General features: G+C 67.6%; 20 protein-coding genes and 1 tRNA gene. 4 read left to right on the top strand and 17 right to left on the bottom strand.

Translation table 11 applies throughout. The annotated features are described in order from the left end of the window. Positions 1 to 218: 218 nt before the first annotated feature. Genes AAYO93_RS05600 through AAYO93_RS05580 form a run of 5 tightly spaced genes read right to left on the bottom strand, consistent with a single transcriptional unit; the run spans position 219 to position 6,121 of the window. Positions 219 to 1,667 (bottom strand): GH1 family beta-glucosidase, encoded by a 1,449-nt coding sequence (locus AAYO93_RS05600; RefSeq protein ID WP_345764022.1) that lies wholly within the window; start codon positions 1,665 to 1,667, stop codon positions 219 to 221. Then, positions 1,664 to 2,977, bottom strand: coding sequence for a D-arabinono-1,4-lactone oxidase (locus tag AAYO93_RS05595; protein ID WP_345764021.1), 1,314 nt, complete (start codon positions 2,975 to 2,977; stop codon positions 1,664 to 1,666). Before AAYO93_RS05595 ends, AAYO93_RS05600 begins: the two co-directional genes overlap by 4 nt. After that, the gene (locus tag AAYO93_RS05590) at positions 2,974 to 4,245 is read right to left on the bottom strand and encodes an alanine racemase (RefSeq protein WP_345764020.1); all 1,272 of its coding nucleotides are present in this window, start codon (positions 4,243 to 4,245) and stop codon (positions 2,974 to 2,976) included. Before AAYO93_RS05590 ends, AAYO93_RS05595 begins: the two co-directional genes overlap by 4 nt. After that, positions 4,245 to 5,501 (bottom strand): MFS transporter, encoded by a 1,257-nt coding sequence (locus AAYO93_RS05585; protein WP_345764019.1) that lies wholly within the window; start codon positions 5,499 to 5,501, stop codon positions 4,245 to 4,247. Before AAYO93_RS05585 ends, AAYO93_RS05590 begins: the two co-directional genes overlap by 1 nt. Continuing rightward, positions 5,498 to 6,121, bottom strand: coding sequence for a TetR/AcrR family transcriptional regulator (locus tag AAYO93_RS05580; protein WP_345764018.1), 624 nt, complete (start codon positions 6,119 to 6,121; stop codon positions 5,498 to 5,500). Before AAYO93_RS05580 ends, AAYO93_RS05585 begins: the two co-directional genes overlap by 4 nt. A gap of 243 nt (positions 6,122 to 6,364) precedes the next feature. Here AAYO93_RS05580 and AAYO93_RS05575 point away from each other — a divergent pair, with 243 nt between their 5' ends. After that, entirely contained in the window at positions 6,365 to 8,416 is a 2,052-nt protein-coding gene (locus AAYO93_RS05575) for a hypothetical protein (RefSeq protein WP_345764017.1), read from the top strand. Here AAYO93_RS05575 and AAYO93_RS05570 read toward each other — a convergent pair. The 3 genes from AAYO93_RS05570 to AAYO93_RS05560 all read right to left on the bottom strand — a co-directional run bounded on the left by AAYO93_RS05570 (position 8,413) and on the right by AAYO93_RS05560 (position 10,192). Next, positions 8,413 to 8,790 carry a YchJ family protein gene (locus tag AAYO93_RS05570; protein WP_345764820.1) on the bottom strand — a complete coding sequence of 126 codons (378 nt, stop codon included), beginning with the start codon at positions 8,788 to 8,790 and terminating at the stop codon, positions 8,413 to 8,415. The two genes, AAYO93_RS05575 and AAYO93_RS05570, sit on opposite strands and share 4 nt — an antisense overlap. 200 nt (positions 8,791 to 8,990) lie before the next feature. Continuing rightward, positions 8,991 to 9,359 carry a VOC family protein gene (locus AAYO93_RS05565; RefSeq protein WP_345764016.1) on the bottom strand — a complete coding sequence of 123 codons (369 nt, stop codon included), beginning with the start codon at positions 9,357 to 9,359 and terminating at the stop codon, positions 8,991 to 8,993. Positions 9,360 to 9,574: 215 nt separating this feature from the next. Then, positions 9,575 to 10,192 carry a hypothetical protein gene (locus AAYO93_RS05560; protein ID WP_345764015.1) on the bottom strand — a complete coding sequence of 206 codons (618 nt, stop codon included), beginning with the start codon at positions 10,190 to 10,192 and terminating at the stop codon, positions 9,575 to 9,577. Positions 10,193 to 10,256: 64 nt separating this feature from the next. Here AAYO93_RS05560 and AAYO93_RS05555 point away from each other — a divergent pair, with 64 nt between their 5' ends. Further along, on the top strand, positions 10,257 to 10,556 hold the full coding sequence (locus AAYO93_RS05555; protein ID WP_345764014.1) for a hypothetical protein: 300 nt from the start codon (positions 10,257 to 10,259) through the stop codon (positions 10,554 to 10,556). Between the two features lie 11 nt (positions 10,557 to 10,567). Here the strand turns inward: AAYO93_RS05555 and AAYO93_RS05550 are convergent, their stop codons facing one another. Both AAYO93_RS05550 and AAYO93_RS05545 read right to left on the bottom strand, forming a co-directional pair. Further along, positions 10,568 to 10,966: a peptidoglycan-binding domain-containing protein gene (locus tag AAYO93_RS05550; protein ID WP_345764013.1), complete on the bottom strand. Its 399-nt coding sequence runs from the start codon at positions 10,964 to 10,966 to the stop codon at positions 10,568 to 10,570. Between the two features lie 198 nt (positions 10,967 to 11,164). Further along, positions 11,165 to 12,142, bottom strand: a complete 978-nt coding sequence (locus tag AAYO93_RS05545; protein ID WP_345764012.1) for an alpha/beta hydrolase family protein — start codon at positions 12,140 to 12,142, stop codon at positions 11,165 to 11,167. 79 nt (positions 12,143 to 12,221) lie between these two features. Between AAYO93_RS05545 and AAYO93_RS05540 the strand changes: the two genes are divergently transcribed. Continuing rightward, positions 12,222 to 12,554 carry a hypothetical protein gene (locus AAYO93_RS05540; RefSeq protein ID WP_345764011.1) on the top strand — a complete coding sequence of 111 codons (333 nt, stop codon included), beginning with the start codon at positions 12,222 to 12,224 and terminating at the stop codon, positions 12,552 to 12,554. Positions 12,555 to 12,992: 438 nt separating this feature from the next. Here AAYO93_RS05540 and AAYO93_RS05535 read toward each other — a convergent pair. From AAYO93_RS05535 to hisS, 7 genes are all read right to left on the bottom strand, one after another. Next, positions 12,993 to 13,066, bottom strand: a tRNA-Leu gene (locus AAYO93_RS05535). A gap of 83 nt (positions 13,067 to 13,149) precedes the next feature. Beyond that, positions 13,150 to 14,571, bottom strand: coding sequence for an NAD(P)/FAD-dependent oxidoreductase (locus tag AAYO93_RS05530; RefSeq protein ID WP_345764010.1), 1,422 nt, complete (start codon positions 14,569 to 14,571; stop codon positions 13,150 to 13,152). 38 nt (positions 14,572 to 14,609) lie between these two features. Next, a complete protein-coding gene (locus AAYO93_RS05525; protein WP_345764009.1) occupies positions 14,610 to 15,866 on the bottom strand; it encodes a S8 family serine peptidase in 1,257 nt (418 codons plus the stop codon). Continuing rightward, positions 15,863 to 16,378: a DUF501 domain-containing protein gene (locus AAYO93_RS05520; protein WP_345764008.1), complete on the bottom strand. Its 516-nt coding sequence runs from the start codon at positions 16,376 to 16,378 to the stop codon at positions 15,863 to 15,865. Before AAYO93_RS05520 ends, AAYO93_RS05525 begins: the two co-directional genes overlap by 4 nt. A gap of 3 nt (positions 16,379 to 16,381) precedes the next feature. Then, positions 16,382 to 16,918, bottom strand: coding sequence for an FtsB family cell division protein (locus tag AAYO93_RS05515; RefSeq protein WP_345764007.1), 537 nt, complete (start codon positions 16,916 to 16,918; stop codon positions 16,382 to 16,384). A 251-nt stretch (positions 16,919 to 17,169) separates the two neighbouring features. Next, positions 17,170 to 18,450: a phosphopyruvate hydratase gene (eno, locus tag AAYO93_RS05510; RefSeq protein WP_345764006.1), complete on the bottom strand. Its 1,281-nt coding sequence runs from the start codon at positions 18,448 to 18,450 to the stop codon at positions 17,170 to 17,172. A gap of 129 nt (positions 18,451 to 18,579) precedes the next feature. Continuing rightward, entirely contained in the window at positions 18,580 to 19,872 is a 1,293-nt protein-coding gene (hisS, locus tag AAYO93_RS05505; protein WP_345764005.1) for a histidine--tRNA ligase, read from the bottom strand. A gap of 37 nt (positions 19,873 to 19,909) precedes the next feature. Between hisS and AAYO93_RS05500 the strand changes: the two genes are divergently transcribed. Then, positions 19,910 to 21,037: an epoxide hydrolase family protein gene (locus AAYO93_RS05500; RefSeq protein WP_345764004.1), complete on the top strand. Its 1,128-nt coding sequence runs from the start codon at positions 19,910 to 19,912 to the stop codon at positions 21,035 to 21,037. Positions 21,038 to 21,218 lie beyond the last annotated feature (181 nt).

Genomic DNA, 21,218 nt, shown 5'->3' with positions numbered 1-21,218 from the left:
AAACCTCGACTTACTCCCAGTCGCTTCACAGCTAGTGGGGAGTGTTCCAGCCGAACTGAGCAGTTGTCAAGATTCACACGAGTCACACTGTTCCCAGCGAGAATGGCCGATATCCGCGGAATTCCGCGGTTTTCCGAGGGTTTCTCATCGAATTCCGGCGCGCCTATCTCACCCGGATTGGGGGTGGATTGCACTCCTGCAGGAATCCGGATCCGACCTCAAGTGCGCGAAGCGATCACCTCGCGAAGCCAGCCGTAGGAGCGCTTGGGCGTCCGGTCCTGGGTGTCGAAATCGACGTGCACGATCCCGAAGCGCTGCGTGTATCCGGCAGCCCATTCGAAGTTGTCGAGCAGCGACCACACGTGATATCCCTGCAGGTCGACGCCGCTGGCAGCCCCATCCGGAGCCACCGCATCCAGCGCCGCCACGAGGTGGTCGCCGAGGTACTCGATGCGGGCGACGTCATCCACCGGCTCATCCGGCCGGGCGTCTTCGGCGAGCGCCGTCGGGAAGCTCGCGCCGCCCTCGGTGATCACGACGGGAGGCAGCGCATCCGCATACCGGTCCCGCAGCTCGGCGATGGCGACCCCGAGGTACCCGGGGGCGATCGGCCAGCCGAAGCCGGTCCGGCCGAACTCGGGCCATTCCTCCAGATGGAACGGGAGGGAACGCATTGCCGCGGCCTCCCCATCGGGCGAGTCGCCCGCGCCCGCTCCCGCTGCGATGCGCGAGGGGAAGTAGTAGTTCAGTCCGTAGAAGTCGAGCGGAGCAGAGATGACCGCAAGGTCGTCCGGGTCCACCGCGTCGAACACGCCGAACAGCTCCCGGAACGGCTCAGGCGCTTCCGGGTAGCGCCCGAGCAGCACCGGGTCGGCGAAGATCCGGTTGTGGATGACGTCGAAGAGCGCGGCGAACATCACGTCCTCCTCGCGGTCGGTCGCCGGCTCGACCGGGGAATGCACGTTCGTGATGCCGATTCGGCCCGAGACTCCGGCATCCCGAAGCGCTCCGACCGCCAGTCCGTGACCGAGGAGCTGGTGATGGGCCGCCGGCAATGCGTCGAAGAGCAGCGCATGACCTGGAGCGTGGAGGCCGAGCGCATAGCCGTTCAGGGTGACGGTGGCCGGCTCGTTGATGGTCACCCACGAATCGACCCGATCGCCGAACGCTTCGGCAGCGAGGAACGCGTAGTCGGCGAAGCGCCGTGCCGTGTCGCGCGACAGCCAGCCTTCGCTCAGTTCGAGCGGTGTGTCCCAGTGGTAGAGCGTTGCCATCGGGCGGATGCCCGCAGCCAGCAGTTCGTCGATCAGCCGGTCGTAGAACGCGATCCCTTCACGGTTGCCGCCACCGCGGCCTCCGGGCTGGATGCGCGGCCAGGACAGCGAGAACCGGTACGAGTCGACTCCCAGGTCGGCCATGAGACGCACGTCTTCACTGAGGCGGTGATAGTGGTCGGTCGCGACGTCGGCGGTCGTTCCGTCGAGGATGCGCCCGCGCTGGTGGGTGAAGGCGTCCCAGACGGACTCGCCCCTGCCGCCCTCGTGCGTGGCTCCTTCGATCTGGAAGGCCGCTGTCGCGACGCCGAGGCGGAAGCCTGGCGGGATGCGCTCCCCCAGCTCGCGGGCACGCTCACGCCAGTGGGAATCCGGCCTTCTCTGCGCGCTCATCCGCCGAGCACCTGGTTGAGGTAGGCGTTCGCGAAGGTGCGCTCCGGGTCGAGACGGTCGCGCATGGCGAGGAAGTCGTCGAAGTGCGGGTAGGTCGCCCGCAGCGAGTCCGCGTCGCGGTAGTGCATCTTTCCCCAGTGGGGGCGGCCATCGTGCGCCATCATGATCTCCTCGACTGCGCGGAAGTACGGTTCCGGATTCTCCCGGTAGTACCGGTGGACTGCGATGTAGCCGGTCTCACGCCCGTGGGCCGTCGACAGCCAGTTGTCGTCCGCGGCCGCCGAGCGCACCTCGATCGGAAACGAGATGCGCCACCCTCGGCGCTCGATGAGGGCTTTGACCTCACGTAGCGCATCCGGCACTGCTTCACGCGGAATCGCGTACTCCATCTCGCGGAAGCGTACCGTGCGGTTGGTCACGAACACCTGCGGTGAGAGGTCGGTGAAGTCCCGGTTGCCCGTCAGCCTCTGGGCGAGCCGGCTGAAGGGCGGCACGATGGCCGGCATCGCGGTACCGACCGCACACACGCCCCGGTAGATCCCGTTCGCGAGCAACTCGTCGTCGACCCAGCGTCCGACCGCGCCGAGCGGCTTGCGTCCCGCCTCGACCGGGAGCCGCGTGTTCGTCTTCGTCAGAGCGGTCTCGGTGTGCGGGAACCAGTAGAACTCGAAATGGTCCGCCGCGGCCGAGCGGTCCAGGTAGGAGGTCAGCGTCGCCTCGAGTGGCTCTGGCCGTTCGACCGCCTCCAGAAGGAAGGCAGGAACGCACTGGATGGTGATGTCGACGATGACGCCGAGCGCACCCAGGCCGAGACGGGCGGCAGGCAGCAGTTCGGCGTTCTCGCTCTCGCTGATCGTCAGCACGTCGCCCGTACCGGTGACCAGGGTGAGCGCGACGATCTGGGTCGCCAGGCCACCGAAGGTCCCCCCGGTGCCGTGGGTTCCGGTCGAGGTTGCACCGGCGATCGTCTGGCGGTCGATGTCGCCCATGTTCTGAAGCGCCAGCCCGTACGGCCGGAGCAGTTCGGGCAGCTGGTACAGGTTTGTCCCTGCGGCGAGGGTGACGCGTCCGCGCGCTTCGTCGACGGCGATCACGCCGCGCAGGTCACCGAGTTCGAGTTGCACGCCGGGCGCGACGGCGATGCCCGTGAAGCTGTGGCCTGCGCCGACGGCTTTGACGCGCATCCCCTGCCGTACGGCCGCGGCGACGGCGCGCTGGACCGCATCGGCGCTCGCCGGGCGTTCCACGCGGGCGGGCCGGACCTCCTCGCTCCTCCCCCAGTTCTGCCAGGTGGCCCCGGTCGCCGTCACAGGAAGGCCTTTCCTTCGCCGCGGTAGGTGAGCGAGGTTCCGACGACCTCGCCGCCTTCCACGAGGTGGAATTCGTTGACGTGTTCGCTCAGCTCGCCCGACTTGGTGTGGCGCAGCCACACACGGTCGCCGACCCGGAGGATCCCCGCCGCGGCTCCGGTCACGGGCGTCTGCACCTCGCCGGCCATCTCTCTCGCCACCATCTCGAGCCCCGTAGGCCACGTGATGCGCGGAAGGCGGTCGTCACCTGCCGGGCCGGATGCGATCCATCCGCCTCCGAGAAGCGTCGCCGTCGCCGGGGTCGGCTTGCGCACGACCGACAGCGCGAACGCCGCAGCAGGCGCCGGCCGGAACGACTGGTAGTTGTCGAAGAGGTGACCGCCGAGGAGGCCGCTGCCGGCCGCGATCTCGGTGACCGACGCATCCGACGACGTGAACTCGAGCGAGCCGGTGCCGCCACCGTTGACGAACTCGAGGTCGGCCAGCTCGCGCACCGCTGCCACCGCTGCCGCACGTCGCTCGGCGAGTTCGGCCTTCGAGTTCTTCTGCATCCAGCGAACCGTGGCACCCCACGCCGCTCGACCGGCCGGCTTGTCGCCCTGGCCGGCGATCTGCGCTTCGTACCCCATCATCCCGACAAGCGTGAAGCCGGGCCGGGTGGCGACCTTCGCCGCGAGTCCCCGAGCGTCCGCCGGCGTGTAGATCGGCGACCGCCACACGCCGACATGACCGAGCACAGAGTTCTGCCATGACGAGTCGAGCTCCAGGCAGACCCGGATCGTCTCGCGCACGGCTGCCGGGAACACGCTGTCGATCAGGTCGAGCTGCGCGACCGAGTCGACCATGATCGTGACCCGCGATGCGAGCTCCGGGGACTGCGCGAGTTCCGCGATGGCCGCGCGATCCGCGGTCGGATAGCCGATGACGACATCTTCGATCGGCGGATGCCCGTCCGACCCCTTCGCCAGCCACAGCGCCTCAGCAAGCGTGTATGCGAGCACGCCGTGGTAGCCGGGGACCGCGAGCACCGCGTCGAGCACATCGCGCACGCGCACCGACTTGGATGCGACACGGATCGGCTTGCCGCCCGCGCGCCGCAGCATGTCGTGAGTGTTGTGACGGAGGGCGTCGAGCTGGAGCACGGCGATCGCCGGGTCGAGTTGCGCGGTCGCAGCCGTGAGGGACGGCCAGTAGGTTCCCGGACGGGTCCAGGTACGGGCGGATGCGGCGGGCGCGACGGACAGGTCGAAGAGCTTGTCGATGGGCACTAGCGGACTGCTTTCACTCGAGCGACCGCGAGCGCACCCGCGAACGCGAAGACACCGGACATGATGAAGAGGCCCATGAAGCCACCCATCATCGCGACGACGCCGGCCCCGATCAGCGGGGCGATCGCCTGCGGAACGGCGGTGGCGATGTTCATGATGCCGAGATCCTTGCCCCGCGATTCCGGGTCCGGCAGCACCTGGGTCGCGAGCGCCTGGTCGACGGACAGGAAGCATCCGTAGCCGAGGCCGAGCAGGCCGGCTGCGACCATTGCGACGGTCAGATCGGGGAAGAAGGCGAGCAGCAGCGCCGCCACCCCCTGCAGCGCCGACGAGACGAAGACGAACACTTTGCGGCGGCCGAGTCGGTCGGAGAGGCGGCCGAGCACCAACGAGGCGATGATCACGAAGATCATGTAGATGAGGATGAGGGTGAGCAGGTCGTCGTCGGCGTGCTTGTCGTTGAGGCCGAACTGCAGGAAGTACAGCAGCATCGTCGTGCCGAAGGAGTTCCCGAAGTTGACGAGGACGCGGCTGAGGAGGGTCCAGCCGAAGTCGGGATGCTCGCGCGGGCTGATCCACAGGCTCTGCACGACGCCACGAGCGGTCATCTTCTCTTTGAGTTCCACTGGAAGCACGGCGTCAGGGAGGAACAGGAACGGCGTGACGAGCACGACGAGCAGGATCGCCATGGCCGCGTAGCCGAGGAACGTCCCGACGAAGACGTAGGTGACGAGCATGACGCCGAGGATGATCCCGATCGCCTGCGGGGCGCTCAGCCAGCCGGAGACGTAGCCGCGCTGGTTGACGGGCACCTGGTCGCTGATCGTCGCCGTGAGTGCCGCCGTGAGGATGCAGAACCCGGTCAGGGCCAGCGACCAGAAGACACCGATGCCGACGATAGTCGTCTGCGCCCCGAGCAGGATGAGCGAGATGGCGAATACGATCGTCCCGATGACGATCCACGGCCGGCGACGACCGAAGCGGCTCGTCGTGCGGTCCGAGAGCGCGCCGGTCAGCGGGTAGGCGACGATCGCGCAGACGCCGGAGATCCCCGAGATGATGCCGAAGGCGACCACGTTGTCGACCCAGTACGTCGTCTTGAGCTGTGCGGTGATCTGTTCGGGCAGCAGCTTCTGGACGGGGGCGAGCTGCGCCATCCAGATCCCGAGCCACGCGATCGCGAAGAAGGCGATCCATCGCCCGGTGACTTTGCGGGTCGGTTCGGCGAAGACGGCCGTCGTCTGGGTTTGGGTCATGATGTCCTCGCGGTGGTAGGGAGTGTTGCAAGGCGGGCGACGGCATCCGCGGCGAATTCCAGGATGGCTTCCGCCGCAGCGTCGTCGCGGTTGACGAGCCAGGAGATGGTGAGGCCGTCCGTCAGGACGACCAGCAGGGTGGCGATCTCGTGGATCGGCCGGTCCCAGTCCGCGCCGGTGAGTTCGGAGGCGACGGACAGGGCGTTCTCGGCGAGGGCGTAGTAGCTCGCGTACTGCAGCTGGGCGAGCCGTTCGAGCCCGGGCGATCGCATCGCGTAGTGCGTGAGCTCGAACATCGCCTTCTCGCGCTGCGGGTCGGAGCGGACTACGTCGAAGTAGGTCTGCAGGCCCGCCCGGATGGCGTCGCGCAGCTCGACCGGGCCCTGATCGGGCATCAGCACGGGCGCGAGTGCGCGCTCCTGCTGGGAGACCACGTAGGTCACGAGTTCGCTCATCAGTTCGTCGCGCGACGTGAAGACGTAGTGGAAGCTGGCCAGCGACATGCCCGCCTCGGCGACGATCGCCCGGGTGGTCGCCGCCTGGACACCGTGTTCCGCCACAACACGCAGCGCTGCCTGGATGAGGGCCGCACGCCGATCGGTGGCCGCGATGCGCGTCACGAGGCGACCGCCGGGCACCGCGCGGGGACGCTCGCCGGCTCTGGGCGGAGCGAGATCGGATGCTGCACTGGTGGTTCTCCTGCTCGGCACTGGGCAAGAACTGGGACGGTTGACCCAGTTGCAAGTATGCACGAAAGGCCGCCCGTCGGTTTGACATCCGCGTCGATGACACCTGAAATGGGGGTAGATGGGGGTAGAGTGCGCAGGTTTCCAAGTATTAACGTTCGACCCGTCCGGTCTGCTGTGGCAGCCGGGCTCGCACTGAGTGCCATCATCCTGGGACTCGCGCTCGCCACGGCCACCGCGCCCGCATCCGCGACCGCCTCGCCGACCGCAACCCCATCGCCAGGCGCGCCCACCATCGCCTCCCCCACAGCCGGAACGCTCGTGACGGCCGGAAGCGTCGACGTCAGCGGCACGGGCGGTCCCGGCGACCGCATCCAGGTCTTCGTCGATGCGCACGGGCCCGCCTGCGAGGCGACGGTCGACACCGCATCGGCCTGGTCGTGCACCGTCCCGTCACTCAGCGACGGGCCTGACGTCATCATCAGCGCCGTCGTCGCGGGAGACACCGATCTGGCCGACAGTGTCAACGTCGCCGTACTCTCCCCGCCGACCATCGCCGGCGGTTCGAACGGCTTTCTCACCAGCGGTGGCGTCCACGGAACCGGCTACCCCGGCGCGACGGTCACCGTCACGACCTCGGGCGGAGCGACCTGTTCGTTCCCCGTCGATTCGGGGGGATCATGGGCGTGCGTACTGAGCGGGCCGCCGCCATCAGGGACGTACGCCGCTTCGGCGACCCAGACGGCGCCGTACTCGGCGACCAGTTCCCGGTCGAGCACGCCGGTCGACCTCACGATCGACTCCTCGGCGCCGGCGCGCCCGGGACTCTTCTCTCCGGCGCCGAACACGACAGTTCCGCTCGGAGGCGCGGCGACCTTCCGGGGAACCGGTGAAAGCGGCGCGCGGATCACCGTCTACGGGGGCGACGACGCCGGGTCGTCCGTAGCCTGCCGCGCACTGGTTGCGCAGGGTGCCTGGAATTGCAGTGGGATGCTCGCCCCCGGCCGATACACCGTCTCGGCTCTGCAGACCGACCCGGCCGGCAACGTGAGCCCGGCGAGCGCAGCCGTCACGGTGACCTTCGCCGCGACAGCGGCGACGTCGTCACCGAGCCAGGCCCCCTCCCCGTCGGCCTCCTCGAGCACGCCGGGAAGCGCCGCACTTCCCGCTCCCCCGTCGTCGAGCGGAACGCCGACGCCGTCTGCGCGTGCCCCGCACGCGACCCACGGTGGTCTCGAGACCTGGTCAGGGGCCTCGCAGTTCACCAGCGCGACGCCTCCGACCATCTCTCCGGGTGCCATCCCCGGCTGGCTCCGCTCCCTCCTGCTCGCTGCGGCCGCCCTCCTCCTGCTGGCACTCCCCGCACGACTGCTCGCCTCCACGCTGGCGCGCGCACGTGCCGAACATCCCGGCGGTGAACGGCCGCGCGTATTCGGCCGGAACACGCCTCACCCCATTGTCGACACGGACGATGCGGATGCGCATCCATCCGGCCTCGCGCAGCGCCGGCTTCTCACCGGATCGGCCTACGTCGCCGCGGCCGCGCTGATCACCCTCTCGAGCCCGGTGGACGATTTCGTCACCTACCTGCGCGTGCTCGTCGCTGTGCTCCTCGCGCTCGTCGTCGTGAACGTCGCCTGGCTCGTGGTCCCCTGGATCGCATCCACGCATCTGACCGGCAGCCGCCCGAAGATCGAATTCCTGCCACGGAGCCTCCTGCTCGTCGCGGTGGCCGCCATCGGCTCCCGGCTGCTCGGTCTGCATCCTGCCGTGCTCTTCGGGCTGCTCGTCGGCGTGATCGTCACCCCCGCCCTCTCGCGCGTGGCGAGCGGGCGCCTGGCGGCAGCGCAGGTGGCCGGCCTGGCCGGGATCGGAGTGCTCGCGTGGCTCACGCTCGGGCCGCTCCCCGATCCATCCGACCCGCTCACCGCGTTCGGAACCGAGCTGGCCGATGCCATCACCCTCCTCGCCCTGGGTTCTGCGGCGATCAGCCTCCTTCCCGTCGGCGGGTTCGCCGGTCGCGCGATCTTCCTGTGGTCACGCCGGGTCTGGGGCGCGCTCAGCCTGGCGGTCTACACCGTGCTGTTCGCGCTGCTGCTCCCCGTAGCCCGCCTGTGGACCGCCGGAAACGTCTCCCTCGTTCTCGTCGTCGGAGTGGTCGCGTTCGCGGCCCTCAGCGTGTCCGTCTGGCTGTGGGAACGATTCGTCGAGCCGGCGCGACAGTCCTAACCGTTCGCCGCCACGCCGTCCACGTAGAACCAGCGGCGGCCCTCACGGACGAACCGGCTGTCCTCCTCCTGCACGCCGACCGCGTCCCCTTTGTAATACGCGCGGAACCGGACGGTGCCGACCGAGTCGAGAATGCCCCCACGCGACGTCCCGACGACGTCGAGCCGGTACCAGCGGAGCCCCGGGTCCAGTTCGAGGTTCGCCGGCCTGGTCGAGGTGTGCCAGGACGCGAGCAGGTAGTCGGCGTCCCCGAGCGCGAACGCCGAGAACCGTGACCGCATCAGGCGCTCCGCTGTCGGAGCCTCCACTTCGCCGCGGTGAACCGGTCCACAGCACGCCTCGTAGCTGTCGCCGCTCAGGCACGGGCACCGCATGGGTCGGGCATCGGCGTCGGCGGTGGTCACCTGACGACCCTAACCCGGCGGATTCCGGCCGGACATGGGAGGCCCCGGCCGCGACGACCGTCGGGGGATCGTCGGAGTCGCGACCGGGACTGTGGACACCGCTGCATACTGGCGTCAGAAGAGTTGTACCGCGCGTGCGTGAGAGCGGGCTGCGGCCTGGCTGAGCGTGCTCACAGATGGTTGGCCAGCTCGCCCGCCTGGACGACGCAGAAGCGGTTGCCGTCGGGGTCGGCGAGAACGACGTAGTCGGCGTCCGGTTCGTAATCCCAGACGACCCGGGTCGCTCCGATGCCGACGAGACGCTCGACCTCCTCCGCCTGGTCGAACGCGTACAGGTCGAGATGATGACGCTGGTGCGTGCCGGCGATCGACGAGACCTGGGTGATCGCGAACTGCGGCCCGTGTCCCTCACGCGGTGTCAGGATCGCCCAGTCGTCCGAAGGCTCGTCGCGCGGCCTGTAGTCGAGGGCCTCCGACCAGAACCGGATCGCGGACGGCACGTCTCGCACACCCCACACGATCGATCCGACCCGTAGCATCTCCCCAGTATCCGCCCGCCGTCAAGGCGCACGAAAGTCTCGGCCGCGGGCTCTGCGGGAGCGTTCAGCCTCGGGTGTAGCGTTTGGTCATGGAAGGTTGGCTCGAAGCATTCATCTGGTTGGTGATCCTCGGCGGCGGAACACTCGCGATCGCCTGCCTGGTCGCACTCATCAAAGCTCCGTACCGCAAGCAGCGTCCCTGACCGATCTGTCGGTCAGCTGCGGTCGGGAAGCAGGTAGATCGACTTCGCCTGCGCTGACGCGAGCCGTTCCGGCGTGTAGTACTGGTCGAGCAGCGCTTTGTCGAGCAGGTCGGGATTGGCCTCGATGAAGACTCCGAAGTCGGTCTGCGGATGCTCGGACAGGCGTTCTGCGATCACCGACAGGAACGCGCCGGTGATCGTCTGGTTGTATTTCTCGGGCCGTCCGGCGTGAACGGCGAGCCGGCGGATGCCCTCGGAGTATCGCTCGAACGCCACGGGAAAGGAATCCCTGTTCAGCGCGAGGAAAGCCATACGCAGATGGTCGCCGTGGGCAAAACCTGCAGTGCGAATCCGGCCCGCGTAGAAGTCTTCGAGCTCATCGTCGGCCGACGGCTCGTCGAGGTGGTGCGCATCCGCGCTGGTGAGGTCGAGGTCGTAGACGGACTTCAGCGCTTCGATCTTGTGGATTATGGCCTCGCTGAACGGAGCCTTGCCCTCGAAGGAGTGGAGCAGCACGCCCTCGAGCAGTTCACCCAGCGGAATGTCGAGCGCCTCGGCGAGCGCCTTCGCAGTCTTGAGGATCCGGCGTTCGATCCGGACGCCGGTCTGGACTCGATCAATTGTTACCATGTTACCAAGGTACCATCATTGAGCCCGTCCAGCACAGCGTGTCTCTGGCCCTAAACTGTCTCTTATGGCCGCAACGACGACTGACCTGCACCCGACCGACGCGCACGAAGCCGACGCCGTCACCGAGGCACCCGCGGCGCCGCTCACCGGCGGCCTCAGCACCGCCAGCACCCTGATGGCCGTGCTCAGCATCTTCCTTCCGCTGTTCGGGATGATCGGTGCCAGCCTCGTCGCCAAGCGCGCCCGTGCGATCGGCAGTTCCACGCGGTTCCCCGACCTGGTGATCTTCTGGGCCGGAGTCCTCTTCTACTTCGAGACGCTCTGGGTCTTCTACCTGGGCCTCGGTCTGCTCAACCGCCACTAGGGCGCCGCAGCTCACCCGATCACGTACTGCAGTCCGACCTCCGATTCGAGGGTTGCGGATGCCGCATGGAGCGAGACGCTCCACGTCTGGTCGCCGACGACCCCGTCGATGATGACGTGCCCCCACGTCTGGAACGCCATGACCGACGCCTCGGTGTGCGGGCCGAAAATACCGTCGATTCCCTGAGGTGTCACGTTTCCCCACTGGGAGGCGCCGTTCGTCAGCACCGTCTGCAGGCTCTTCACCACATTTCCCGACGAGGTCAGGGAGAGGACGGGCATGGGTCCGCCGTCAGGCAACTTGGCCCAGGTATGCGGCCCCACGATTCCGTCGACCACCAGCGGCGGATTGCCCTGCTGGAAGTCGACCACCGCGGCATGAGTGGCCGGCCCGAAAACTCCGTCCACCACGAGGGAGAGATTCGGTGTTCGGCGAAGCGCCCGCTGCAGCCGCCTGACGGCGCTCCCCGTCGAGCCCTGCTGGATTGTCGGTTGTCCTGGATTTGCCACGATCCCCACCCGCTTCCCTCTGCGGACGCGGCCGACTGTCGCGTCGTCGCGGGACAAACCCTACTCGCGGTCTACTCCGGCGACAATGGGCGGTCGCAGCTAGTCGAAGACGGAGCGGAGCCAGCCGAGGATCGTGTCCAGGCTCTCCGGATCGAGATGCGTGCCCGGATCGTTGTAGCCGTTCCCCGGCGACGCGGCGACCTCATCCGGGGTCCGCGTGTCCTCCTTGAACACATGGTTCGCGTTGGGCGGGAACGCGAAGGTCACGTTGTTCATCCCCTGCGCGACGCGCTGGAGCGGATCCCCGTCAGCGTGCAGATCGATCTGAACATCCCTGCCGCCGATCAGGACCAGAGTCGGGATCCCCACCAGCGCGAGAGAATCGCTCGCCGACTCGACCCACAACTCGCGAGCGAACGGGAGGTTCGCCGGGGTCTCGAAGCTGGCGAGCACCATCCTCACCGTGTCGGGAAGGCTCGGATCGGGGTTCATGGGCTGACCGGCCGAGTAGCGCGCGACAGCTTCCTCGACCTTCGGCATCAGTTGCTCACCGCCGGGGAACTGTGTCGCCTGGAGCGCCAGCTGCGAGAGCAGCACGGTCTGAATCGGGCGACCGGGTGGTGCCGCGAGGACCGCTCCCGCGAACGGAACATCCTGAACACTGGTGACGTAGTGGAGCACATGGATGGTGCCCTCACTGTTACCGAGCCCGACGATTCGTGAGGCGTCGACGAAGTCCTGCTCGGTGAGCGCGGTGACGGCGGCGACCAGCTCGTCGAGATGGGACTGCATGCTCAATTTACCGATGAGCTTCGGGACGTTCTCCATGACGTGCGGGCCCGATGCCCGCTTGTCGTAGCGGATGGATGCCATGCCCGCGTCCGCGAACGCCTCGGCGAACAGGCGACCGCTGCCATTGCTGCCTGGCAGCATCGGCGAACACCAGTCCCGGTCCGTCGGGCCGCTGCCCGCCACCAGGACGACCGCGGGGAATGGGCCGTCACCGTCGGGGCGAACGACGGTACCCTCCATCCGGATCCCGTCCAGTTCCCACGAAACGTCGACAGATTCAGGCATGCCTCCATCCTCGCAGCGGAAGGCACGTACTTTACCTCGACAGTGGATTATGAGAAACACTCACCGCTAGAGTTCGGGCATGACCGATCCCCACGCGCACTACGTGCTTGACGTCCTGCCCTCAGGCGAAATGCTCATCGCAGACGCCGTGGGAGTGAACCTCATCAAGGACGGAACACTGAGAGCAATCGGCTGGCTCGGAATCAGCCACAACTGGATCGGCTTTCACGAGACGGAGAGCTCCACACCGCGCAACGAGATCAGGCCCGCGACAGGCGTCCAAAGTTTCGAGTTCAATCCTTTTGACGCGCGCGCAACCGTAGTGTTCCAATTCGACGACGGATCCAACCTCGAATTCGACGGCAACGCAGTCGAGCTGAGCCAGCTCCTTACGGCGCTTAACGCCGAATAGCCCCCGGCCAGAACGCTTTCGGTCGGGCGCCGCTCGTTGACAGGTGGCGGTCGTTGGCGGGAGCATGTCACAACGACGAACACCGTCCAAACCTCAGCTACGGGGCGCCTTGCCGCGTGCGTTGACGATGATCGCGTGCGACGGAAGCTGCAGCGATGAACGATCCAGGGCAGTTGGTTGTTGCGATTCTCGGTCTGCTCGCCACGGTGGCCGTTCCGATAGTGGTGAGCCGCCAAACGCATCCTCGCCGCCAAGTGCGCTATTTCGTCGAGGTCCTGAACGACGAGGCCCTGCTCGCCGGAGCGGACGGCATTCCATTGACCCCACTTGTGGGTCGCCCCGATCTCGCGGTCGTCAGTGTTCGGCTCTGGTCGTCTGGTCCCAGTCGCTGGGTAGCCTGCCGCCCGTGGACAGCTGATTCGCAAGGGAAGCTCGAAGTACCCCCAGTGGGACTCGAACCCACACTCGGGCGATTTTAAGTCGCCTGCCTCTGCCAATTGGGCTATGGGGGCCCGTCGTCAATGCTATCGATCGTCACGATCGGGACATGCGAAAGGCCCGGGCGACTGAGTCGGCCCGGGCCCTCGCGTGAAAACTACTTCGCTGCCGGCACCTCGGCAGGCTGAGCCGCCTTCGCACGCGAGCGTGCCGGTGCCTTGACGGCCTTCGGCTCCGCGGCTGGCGCGGCCTCAACGGCCGGGCGAGGACGAGCGGCGAACTCTTCGAACGCGGAGCGCGGGTGCTGCGCCGCAACGAGCGAGACGATGTCGCGGCCGAGGAGGAAGTTGTTCACCCAGCCCCAGAACACGCGGAACTTGCGCTCCCAGCTGGGCATTGCCAGGCCGTGGTAGCCGCGGTGCATCAGCCAGGCGATGAAGCCCTTGACCGCGATCTTTCCCGACTGGAACACGCCGACGCCGATGCCGAGACCGGCGACCGCACCCAGGTTCTTGTGGAAGTACTGCTTCGGAAGCTCACCGCGCATATCTGCGACGAGGTTCTTCGCGAGCAGCTTGCCCTGACGGACGGCGTGCTGCGCGTTCGGGACCGTGTAGCCGCCGACGCCGCCGCCGGTGAGGTCGGGCACGGCGCAGATGTCGCCGGCACCCCAGGCGTCCTTGATGATGTCGTCTTCGGTTCCGACGCGCAGATCTGCGCGAACCTGGAGACGGCCGCGCTCCTCGATCGGGAGGTCGGTGTGACGCACGATGCTCGGGTTCGCCATGACGCCCGCGGTCCACACGATCAAGTCGGTCTCGAACTTCTCGCCGGTGGAGAGTTCGATCACGCCGTCGACCGCGCTCGAGAGCTGCGTGTCGAGGTGGATCTCGGCGCCGCGCTGGGCGAGGTTCTTGATCACCCAGTGGCTGGTAGGCAGCGAGACCTCGGGCATGATTCGGCCCATCGCTTCGATGAGGTGGAAGTGCGTGTCATCGAACGACAGCTGCGGGTAGAACTTGAGCAGCGCGCTCGCGAACGACCGGAGCTCCGCGAAGATCTCGATGCCGGCGAAGCCGCCACCGACCACGACGAAGGTGAGGAGCCGGTCGCGTTCGGGACCGGCCGGCAGGTTCGCCGCCTTGTCGAAGTTGGTGAGGACGCGGTCGCGGATGGCGATCGCCTCTTCGATGTTCTTGAGGCCGATGGCCTGGTCGGCGACACCCGGGATCGGGAAGGTGCGCGAAACAGCACCCGCGGTCACCACGACGATGTCGTACTCCTGCTGCCACGGCTCGCCCACCGGAGGCTCGACGGTCGCGGTCTTGTTCGCGTGGTCGATGTAGGTGACCTTGCCGCTGACGACGTGCGTCTTCTTGAGGTGACGACGGTGCGCGACGACCGCGTGCCGCGGCTCGATCGACCCGACCGCGACCTCGGGAAGGAAAGGCTGGTACGTCATGTACGGGAGCGGGTCGACCATCGTGACCTCGGCCTCGCCGTTGCGCAGCCACTTCTCAAGCTTCCATGCGGTGTAGAACCCGGCATAGCCGCCGCCGACGATCAGGATTTTGGGCACAGTGAACGGTCTCCTCAAGACGAAAGTATGGAGACAATCTACCCCCTGCGACCCGCTCGCCTGAAATGCAGGACCGCCCCTGTTACGCCGAGCGCAACGAGAACGATGAATCCTGCGAGCAGTGTGAAGGGAATCCAGAACAGGGTGAGCGCATCCCATCCGGGCACCACTAGCTGCCCGATCGCGACGGTCCGGTCGGGTGGGAGCGCGCGTGGAGTGCTGGTCGGAACGGGAGCCTGCCCGCCCTGCGAGGGTGTCGTCGACTGGGCCCGACGATGGATGTGGATCCACTGTCCCAGGTCGCCCATGGGGTTCGCGACGACCGGTGCGACGTTCGCGGTGACGGCCGCGTAGGCGTTCAGCAGACCGTATCCATAGATGGGGCTCGGCACCGATCCGACCGGTCGGGCCGTCGAGATGATCCTGTTGATGACGTTCGCCGCGTTGAGCTCCGGATGCGCAGCCCTGACGAGAGCGACCGCACCGGCCACCAGCGGTGCCGCCCCGCTCGTGCCCTCCCATTGCACGTACCCGGCGCCTGGGTTCGCCCCGACGAGCTGTTCACTCGGCGCGGACACTCCGATGGTGATCCCCTGCGACGATGCGTCGAAGCTGGCCTTCCCGTTGCGGTCGACGCCGGCGACGGTCAGTACTCCCGGGATGGTCGCCGGTGCCCCGACCTCGGTGGTCCCGCTCCCCCGGTTCCCTGCCGCGGCGACGATCACGACGTCGTGGGCGAACGCGTACTGGAAGGCGGTGTCCCACGATTCGGGCCAGTCGAGGGTGTTGCGAGTGAGGGACATGTTGATCACCTTGGCGCCGTTGTCGACGGCCCAGCGCACCCCATCCGCTATCTGGTCGTCGCTGCTCACGCTCGAAGGCGACGACCCGAGAGCGACGGAGACGGTGAGAATGGATGCGTCGGGCGCGACACCGATCACGCCTTTGTCACCACCGGTCCCGCGACCGGCGAGAAGGGATGCGACCCAGGTGCCGTGCCCGGACTCGTCGCTGGAACCCAACGGCTTCTGGCCGTTCGGAGAGCCGATACCAGAGACATCAGTGCCGCCGACGACGGCCCCCCGCAGGTCGGGGACGGTCCCGTCGACACCCGTGTCGATGATCGCGACCTTCACTCCTGCACCGCGCGAGGCCGACCAGGCCTGTGAGATGCCGTAATCGTTCAGCCAGTATTCGAGGCTGCGCACCTGGTCGGCATGGGCGACGGTGGCACCGCCCAGAGCGAGGGCGACACCGACTGCCAGCGCGACGAGGGCGCGACCCGCCCGGATCATCCGACCGAATAGTCGAGGCACTCGCAGATGGAGGGCGACCAGTTCGCGCGCTCCAGGGCGAGATCGCCGATCGGATTGACGCCGGGGCCGGCCGCGAGCGCGTGTGCGCCGAGTGCGTGAAGGCATTTGACGCGGGCGGGCATCCCGCCGGCCGAGATGCCCGCGATCTCGGGCACGACGGCAATGGACTCGCGGTCCGCGAGGTAGGCGGTGTGCGCATCCGCATAGTGGGCGCGCAGCTCTTCCTCGTTCTCGAGCAGTTCGTTGAACTCGTTCATCACCTGGGTCGCCTCGAGGTACGACAGCGCGGCCGTGGCAGCGGGGTGGCTCAGGTAGTAGAGCGTGGGGAACGGGGTTCCGTCATCGAGCCGGGGCGCGGTGGCGACGACGGTCGGCGCGCCACAGACGCAGCGGGCGGCGATGCCGACGACGTTGCGCGCGGGACGGCCGAGCTGAGCCGAGACGGTTGCGATGTCCCGCTCGGTGGCGGGCTCGAAAGGTGGGGTTGTCATGCGTTACTTACCTGGTGTCGGAGTGGGAGTCGGTGTCGGCGGGGTGGTGCCGCCCCTCCCGGAAAGCTGTGCGGGGGTGGCGTCGCTCAGCCCGGCCGTCATGAACGAGCCGAACAGCGAGCCTACCCAATCGGACTTCGTCGCCTGGATCTTTGTGCTGATCGGGCCCTGCTCCGCTGCTTTCGCAGCCGGCGGACGGTCGTCGATCACGAGGTAGCTGATCTCGCCCGGCATGACGTAGTAGAGGCGATCCCGAGCCTGGGAGCGGATGTAGCTGGGGTCGTTCCAGCGCGCCCGCTGCGATTTGAGGTCGCTGACCTGCGATTTCAGTTGGTCGACTGTCGCCTGCTGGTCGGCGATCTGCTGTCGCTGTTCGATCAGCGATCGAAGCGTCGGGGCCAGAATGACCACCGCGACGATCAGCAGTCCCATCATCACGAGCGAGAATCCGGAGAAACGGATGCCCCTCAGCCAGCTGCCCGCGCCGGACTGCCCGGCCGCCATCGCGACGGGCACACGGCGGGTTCGGGGCTTGGACACGGGACCTCCAAAGTCGTGCCGATGCGGGCTGGGTATACGGACTTCCGCGTCTTTCATTATCGGCGACGGCGGCTGGATTTCGGATGCGCGTCGGCGCGAGCCTCGAAGCGCGCACCCATCCTGGCCACTTGGCAGTCGTTGTCGCCTCGAATCGCGCTCGACGACAACTACTGCCAACTCACTGCGCGAATCGGATGGTCGAACGGCAAAGGCCCCCATCTTGCGACGGGGGCCCTGCCTGAAACGAGTGGCTACGCGGTGAAGCGCGGGAAGGCGCTGCGGCCGGCGTAGACCGCGGCCTCGCCCAGCTCCTCCTCGATGCGGAGCAGCTGGTTGTACTTCGCGACGCGCTCGGAGCGCGCGGGCGCGCCCGTCTTGATCTGGCCCGCATCCGTGGCGACGGCGAGGTCGGCGATGGTCGTGTCCTCGGTCTCGCCGGAGCGGTGCGAGAGCACGGCGGTCATGCCGTTGCGCTGGGCCAGGGTGACCGCATCCAGCGTCTCGGTCAGGGTGCCGATCTGGTTCACCTTGATGAGGATGCTGTTCGCCGCCTTCGAGGCGATGCCCTGCGCGAGGCGCTTCGGGTTGGTGACGAACAGGTCGTCGCCGACCAGCTGCAGCTTCGAACCGATCTCGGAGTTGAGGAGCGTCCAGCCCTCCCAGTCGTCTTCGGCCAGCGGGTCCTCGATGGAGACCAGCGGGTAGTTCGCAGCGAGCGTCGCGTAGTAGGCCGACATCTCGGCGGCCGTGCGCTCCTGGCGTTCGAAGCGGTAGACGCCGTTCTCGAAGAACTCCGTCGATGCGACGTCGAGTCCGAGGGCGATGTCGGTTCCGACGGTGAAGCCGGCGAGCTGGATGGCTTCGGAGATCAGGTCGAGCGCTGCGACGTTGGTCTCGAGCTCGGGAGCGAAGCCGCCCTCGTCGCCGAGCCCGGTGTTCAGGCCCTTCTTCTTGAGAAGCGACTTGAGCGAGTGGTACGTCTCGACGCCCCAGCGGAGTGCCTCGGAGAAGCTCTCAGCGCCGACGGGCAGGATCATGAACTCCTGGATGTCGACACCGGTGTCCGCGTGCGCCCCACCGTTGATGATGTTCATCATCGGCACCGGCAGTGTGTGCGCGTTCGGTCCGCCCAGGTACCGGAACAGGGGAAGGTCGGCCGAGTCGGCCGCGGCCTTCGCAACCGCGAGGCTGACGCCGAGGATGGCGTTGGCGCCCAGGCGCTTCTTGTTGTCCGTGCCGTCGAGCTCGATCATCGCCGAGTCGACGAGGCGCTGGTCGGCGGCCTCGAATCCTTCGATCGCCGGGCCGATCTCGTCGAGGACGGCGTCGACCGCCTTGAGCACGCCTTTGCCCTGGTAGCGGTCCTTGTCGCCGTCACGAAGTTCGTACGCCTCGAATGCGCCGGTCGATGCGCCGGACGGCACTGCGGCACGGCTGACCGTGCCATCTTCGAGCAGGATCTCGACCTCGACGGTCGGGTTTCCACGCGAATCCAGAATCTCCCGAGCGCCTACTGCCTCGATTTGAGCCACAACTGTCTCCTTGTTTCACGGTGTGGTGGGGGGTGGTGAAATCTCCGTTGATCCGCTGGCCAGTCTAGTGACCCCGCAGAAACGCATCCGAAGCGCGAGCGGCGCGAGGCGGCGCGAGCCGGCGCGACGCTACGCGAGCGGCTTGAACTCGAGTGCGGCCACACCGTCGGTGTCGTCGGTCACGAAGGCGAAGGATGCGAACCCTGCCGCCGCAGACCGGTCCAGCAGAGCCTTCAGGTTCTTAGTGCGACGCTCCAGGCGCACGCGGCGGCCAGCATCCACGAGCTCCGTCTTGAGCGCCAGGAGCCGGGACAATGCCACGGTGGGCTCGAAGACGAGAACGACGGAATCGGCACCATCCGACTCGGGAAGGTCGATCAGGTCGACGACCCGTTCGAACCCGATCGAGAACCCGCACGCCGGCACGTCCGTGCCGAGGAAGCGCCCGATCATCCCGTCGTAGCGGCCGCCACCGCCGACCGAACTCCCGGAACCCGGGTGCGAGATCTCGAAGATCGTGCCGGTGTAGTACCCCATACCCCGCACCAGGGTCGGGTCGAACCGCAGCTTCACGCCGGGCGGCAGCGAGCCGAGCGCGTGCGCGAGCGCCTCGAGCTGGGCGACGGCGTCGGTGTCGATGCCGTCGGGCAGGATCGACGTGATCGCCTCGACCGTCAGCGCGACTCCCCCGTCGGCGATGTGCGGTTCCAGGGTTTCGAGCACGCCGCCCAGCACTGCGGCCGAGTCTGCACCGTCCGCGCTCAACTCGGCGACGACACCCTCCGCGCCGATCTTGTCCAGCTTGTCGATCGAGATGAGCACCTGCGGCCAGCGCGACTCCTCGAACCCGCAGAACTCGAGGAGGCCGTTCAGGATGCGCCGGTCGTTGATACGGATGGTGCAGCCTTCGAGACCCAGTGCCTCGAGCGCGGCGGCGGTCGCCGTGATGAGCTCGACCTCGGCGAGCTGGCCGGCTTCGCCGATGATGTCGATGTCGCACTGCACGAACTGCCGGTAGCGGCCCTTCTGCGGCCGCTCTGCTCGCCAGACCGGCGCGATCTGGATTGCGCGGAAGACCGGCGGGAGCTCTGCGCGGTGGGTGGCGTAGAACCGGGCGAGCGGCACAGTGAGGTCGAACCTCAACCCAAGGTCGGCGAGGCTCATCAGGTCGCCGTGCTCGATCGCGGCCGTGAGGTCCTCGGTGTCGAGTCCGCGTCGCAGGACGCTGAACGCGAGCTTCTCGTTGTCGCCGCCGAGACCCGAGTGGAGCCGCGCGACGTCCTCGACGACCGGTGTCTCGATCTCGTCGAATCCATGGGCCGCGAAGCTCGTGCGGATGACCCCGAGGGCGTGCTCACGGCGGGCTTTGTCGGCGGGGAGGAAATCGCGCATGCCGCGGGGCGGAGTGATCGGAGAAGCCATGGTGACGATTCTTCCACGGGCGGGTACGGTGGCTGCGATGACTATCGAACCGTTCCGCATCCAGGTGTCCGATGATGTGCTCGACGATCTGCGGCTGCGGCTCGAAAGGACGAGGTTCGTCCCGCCGCTGGGAACGTCACCATGGGGCGGTGGCATGGATCCGGCCGTCCTTCGGGACCTCGCCGCCGCGTGGGCCGCGTTCGACTGGCGCGCGACGGAGAACAGGCTGAACGCCTACGAGCAGTTCCTCGCCGATGTGCGCGGCCACCGCATCCATTTCGTGCGCATCCCGGCCTCGGGCTCCGCAGACCAGCGCGTACCGCTGCTCCTGCTGCACGGCTGGCCGAGCGCCTTCACTGAGTACCTGCCGCTCGGCGAACGGCTCGCCAGCCCGGCCGCCTTCGGTTCGGATGCGCGCATCGCGTTCGATGTCATCATCCCCTCGCTGCCCGGCTTCGTCTTCTCCGAACTCGGCGACCGCCCGCTGACCCGCTGGCAGATCGCGGAGGACCTGCACGAGCTCATGACGGGCGTGCTCGGCTACGACCGGTATGCGGCGTTCGGCGGGGACATCGGAGGCGGCGCGGCGACCTGGCTCGCGGTCGATCATGCGGACCGCCTCATCGGCATCCAGCTGCTGAACGCACCGTTCCCGGCCGACGACGCGCCCCGCGGCGACGAGGAGAGGGCCTTCCTCGAGGGGGTGGACCGCTACGACCGCGCCGACGGCGGCTACAGCGAGATCATGCTCACGCGCCCCGACACCATCGCCGCCGCTCTCGGGGACTCCCCCGCCGGGCTGCTCGCCTGGATCGTCGACAAATGGCACGACTGGGTGGATGGCGAACTCGGCAGCGTGGTCGAAGCGGATGCGCTGCTCACCATCGCGACGCGCTACTGGGTCACCGAGAGCATCGGGACCTCGTTCGCGCAGTACTTCGACTACCACGCCAATCCCCCGCGTCCTCCGATCGAAGCACCACTCGGGGTGTACCTGAGTCGGGAGCCGGTGATGGACGGATTCCCGCGTTCTCTGGCCGAGCGGGCGGCCGATGACCTGCGCGAGTTCGTGGTCGCACCGAAGGGCGGCCATTTCGCGGGACTCGAGCATCCGGACGAAGCGGCGGACGCGATTCGAGCGTTCTTCGGTCGTCTGCTCGGATGAGCGGAATTCGCCTCGCGCAGTCGCGGCACCCGTCGTAAACTACCCGTGTTGCCACCCTGATGGCCGGTACCTGCCGGCTTCGGTGGTGTCCCAGAGGACCTGGCATGAGTCGCATCCCGACCCGACCACGGGCGGTGCTCGCTGCCAGACACAGGACGACGACACGGTTGCCGGACACCAG

It is taken from the genome of Diaminobutyricibacter sp. McL0608, assembly GCF_039613825.1.
GTDB lineage: Bacteria > Actinomycetota > Actinomycetes > Actinomycetales > Microbacteriaceae > Diaminobutyricibacter.
Note: the sequence above shows the minus strand (reverse complement) of the source record. Positions and strands in the feature narration are given on the sequence as shown.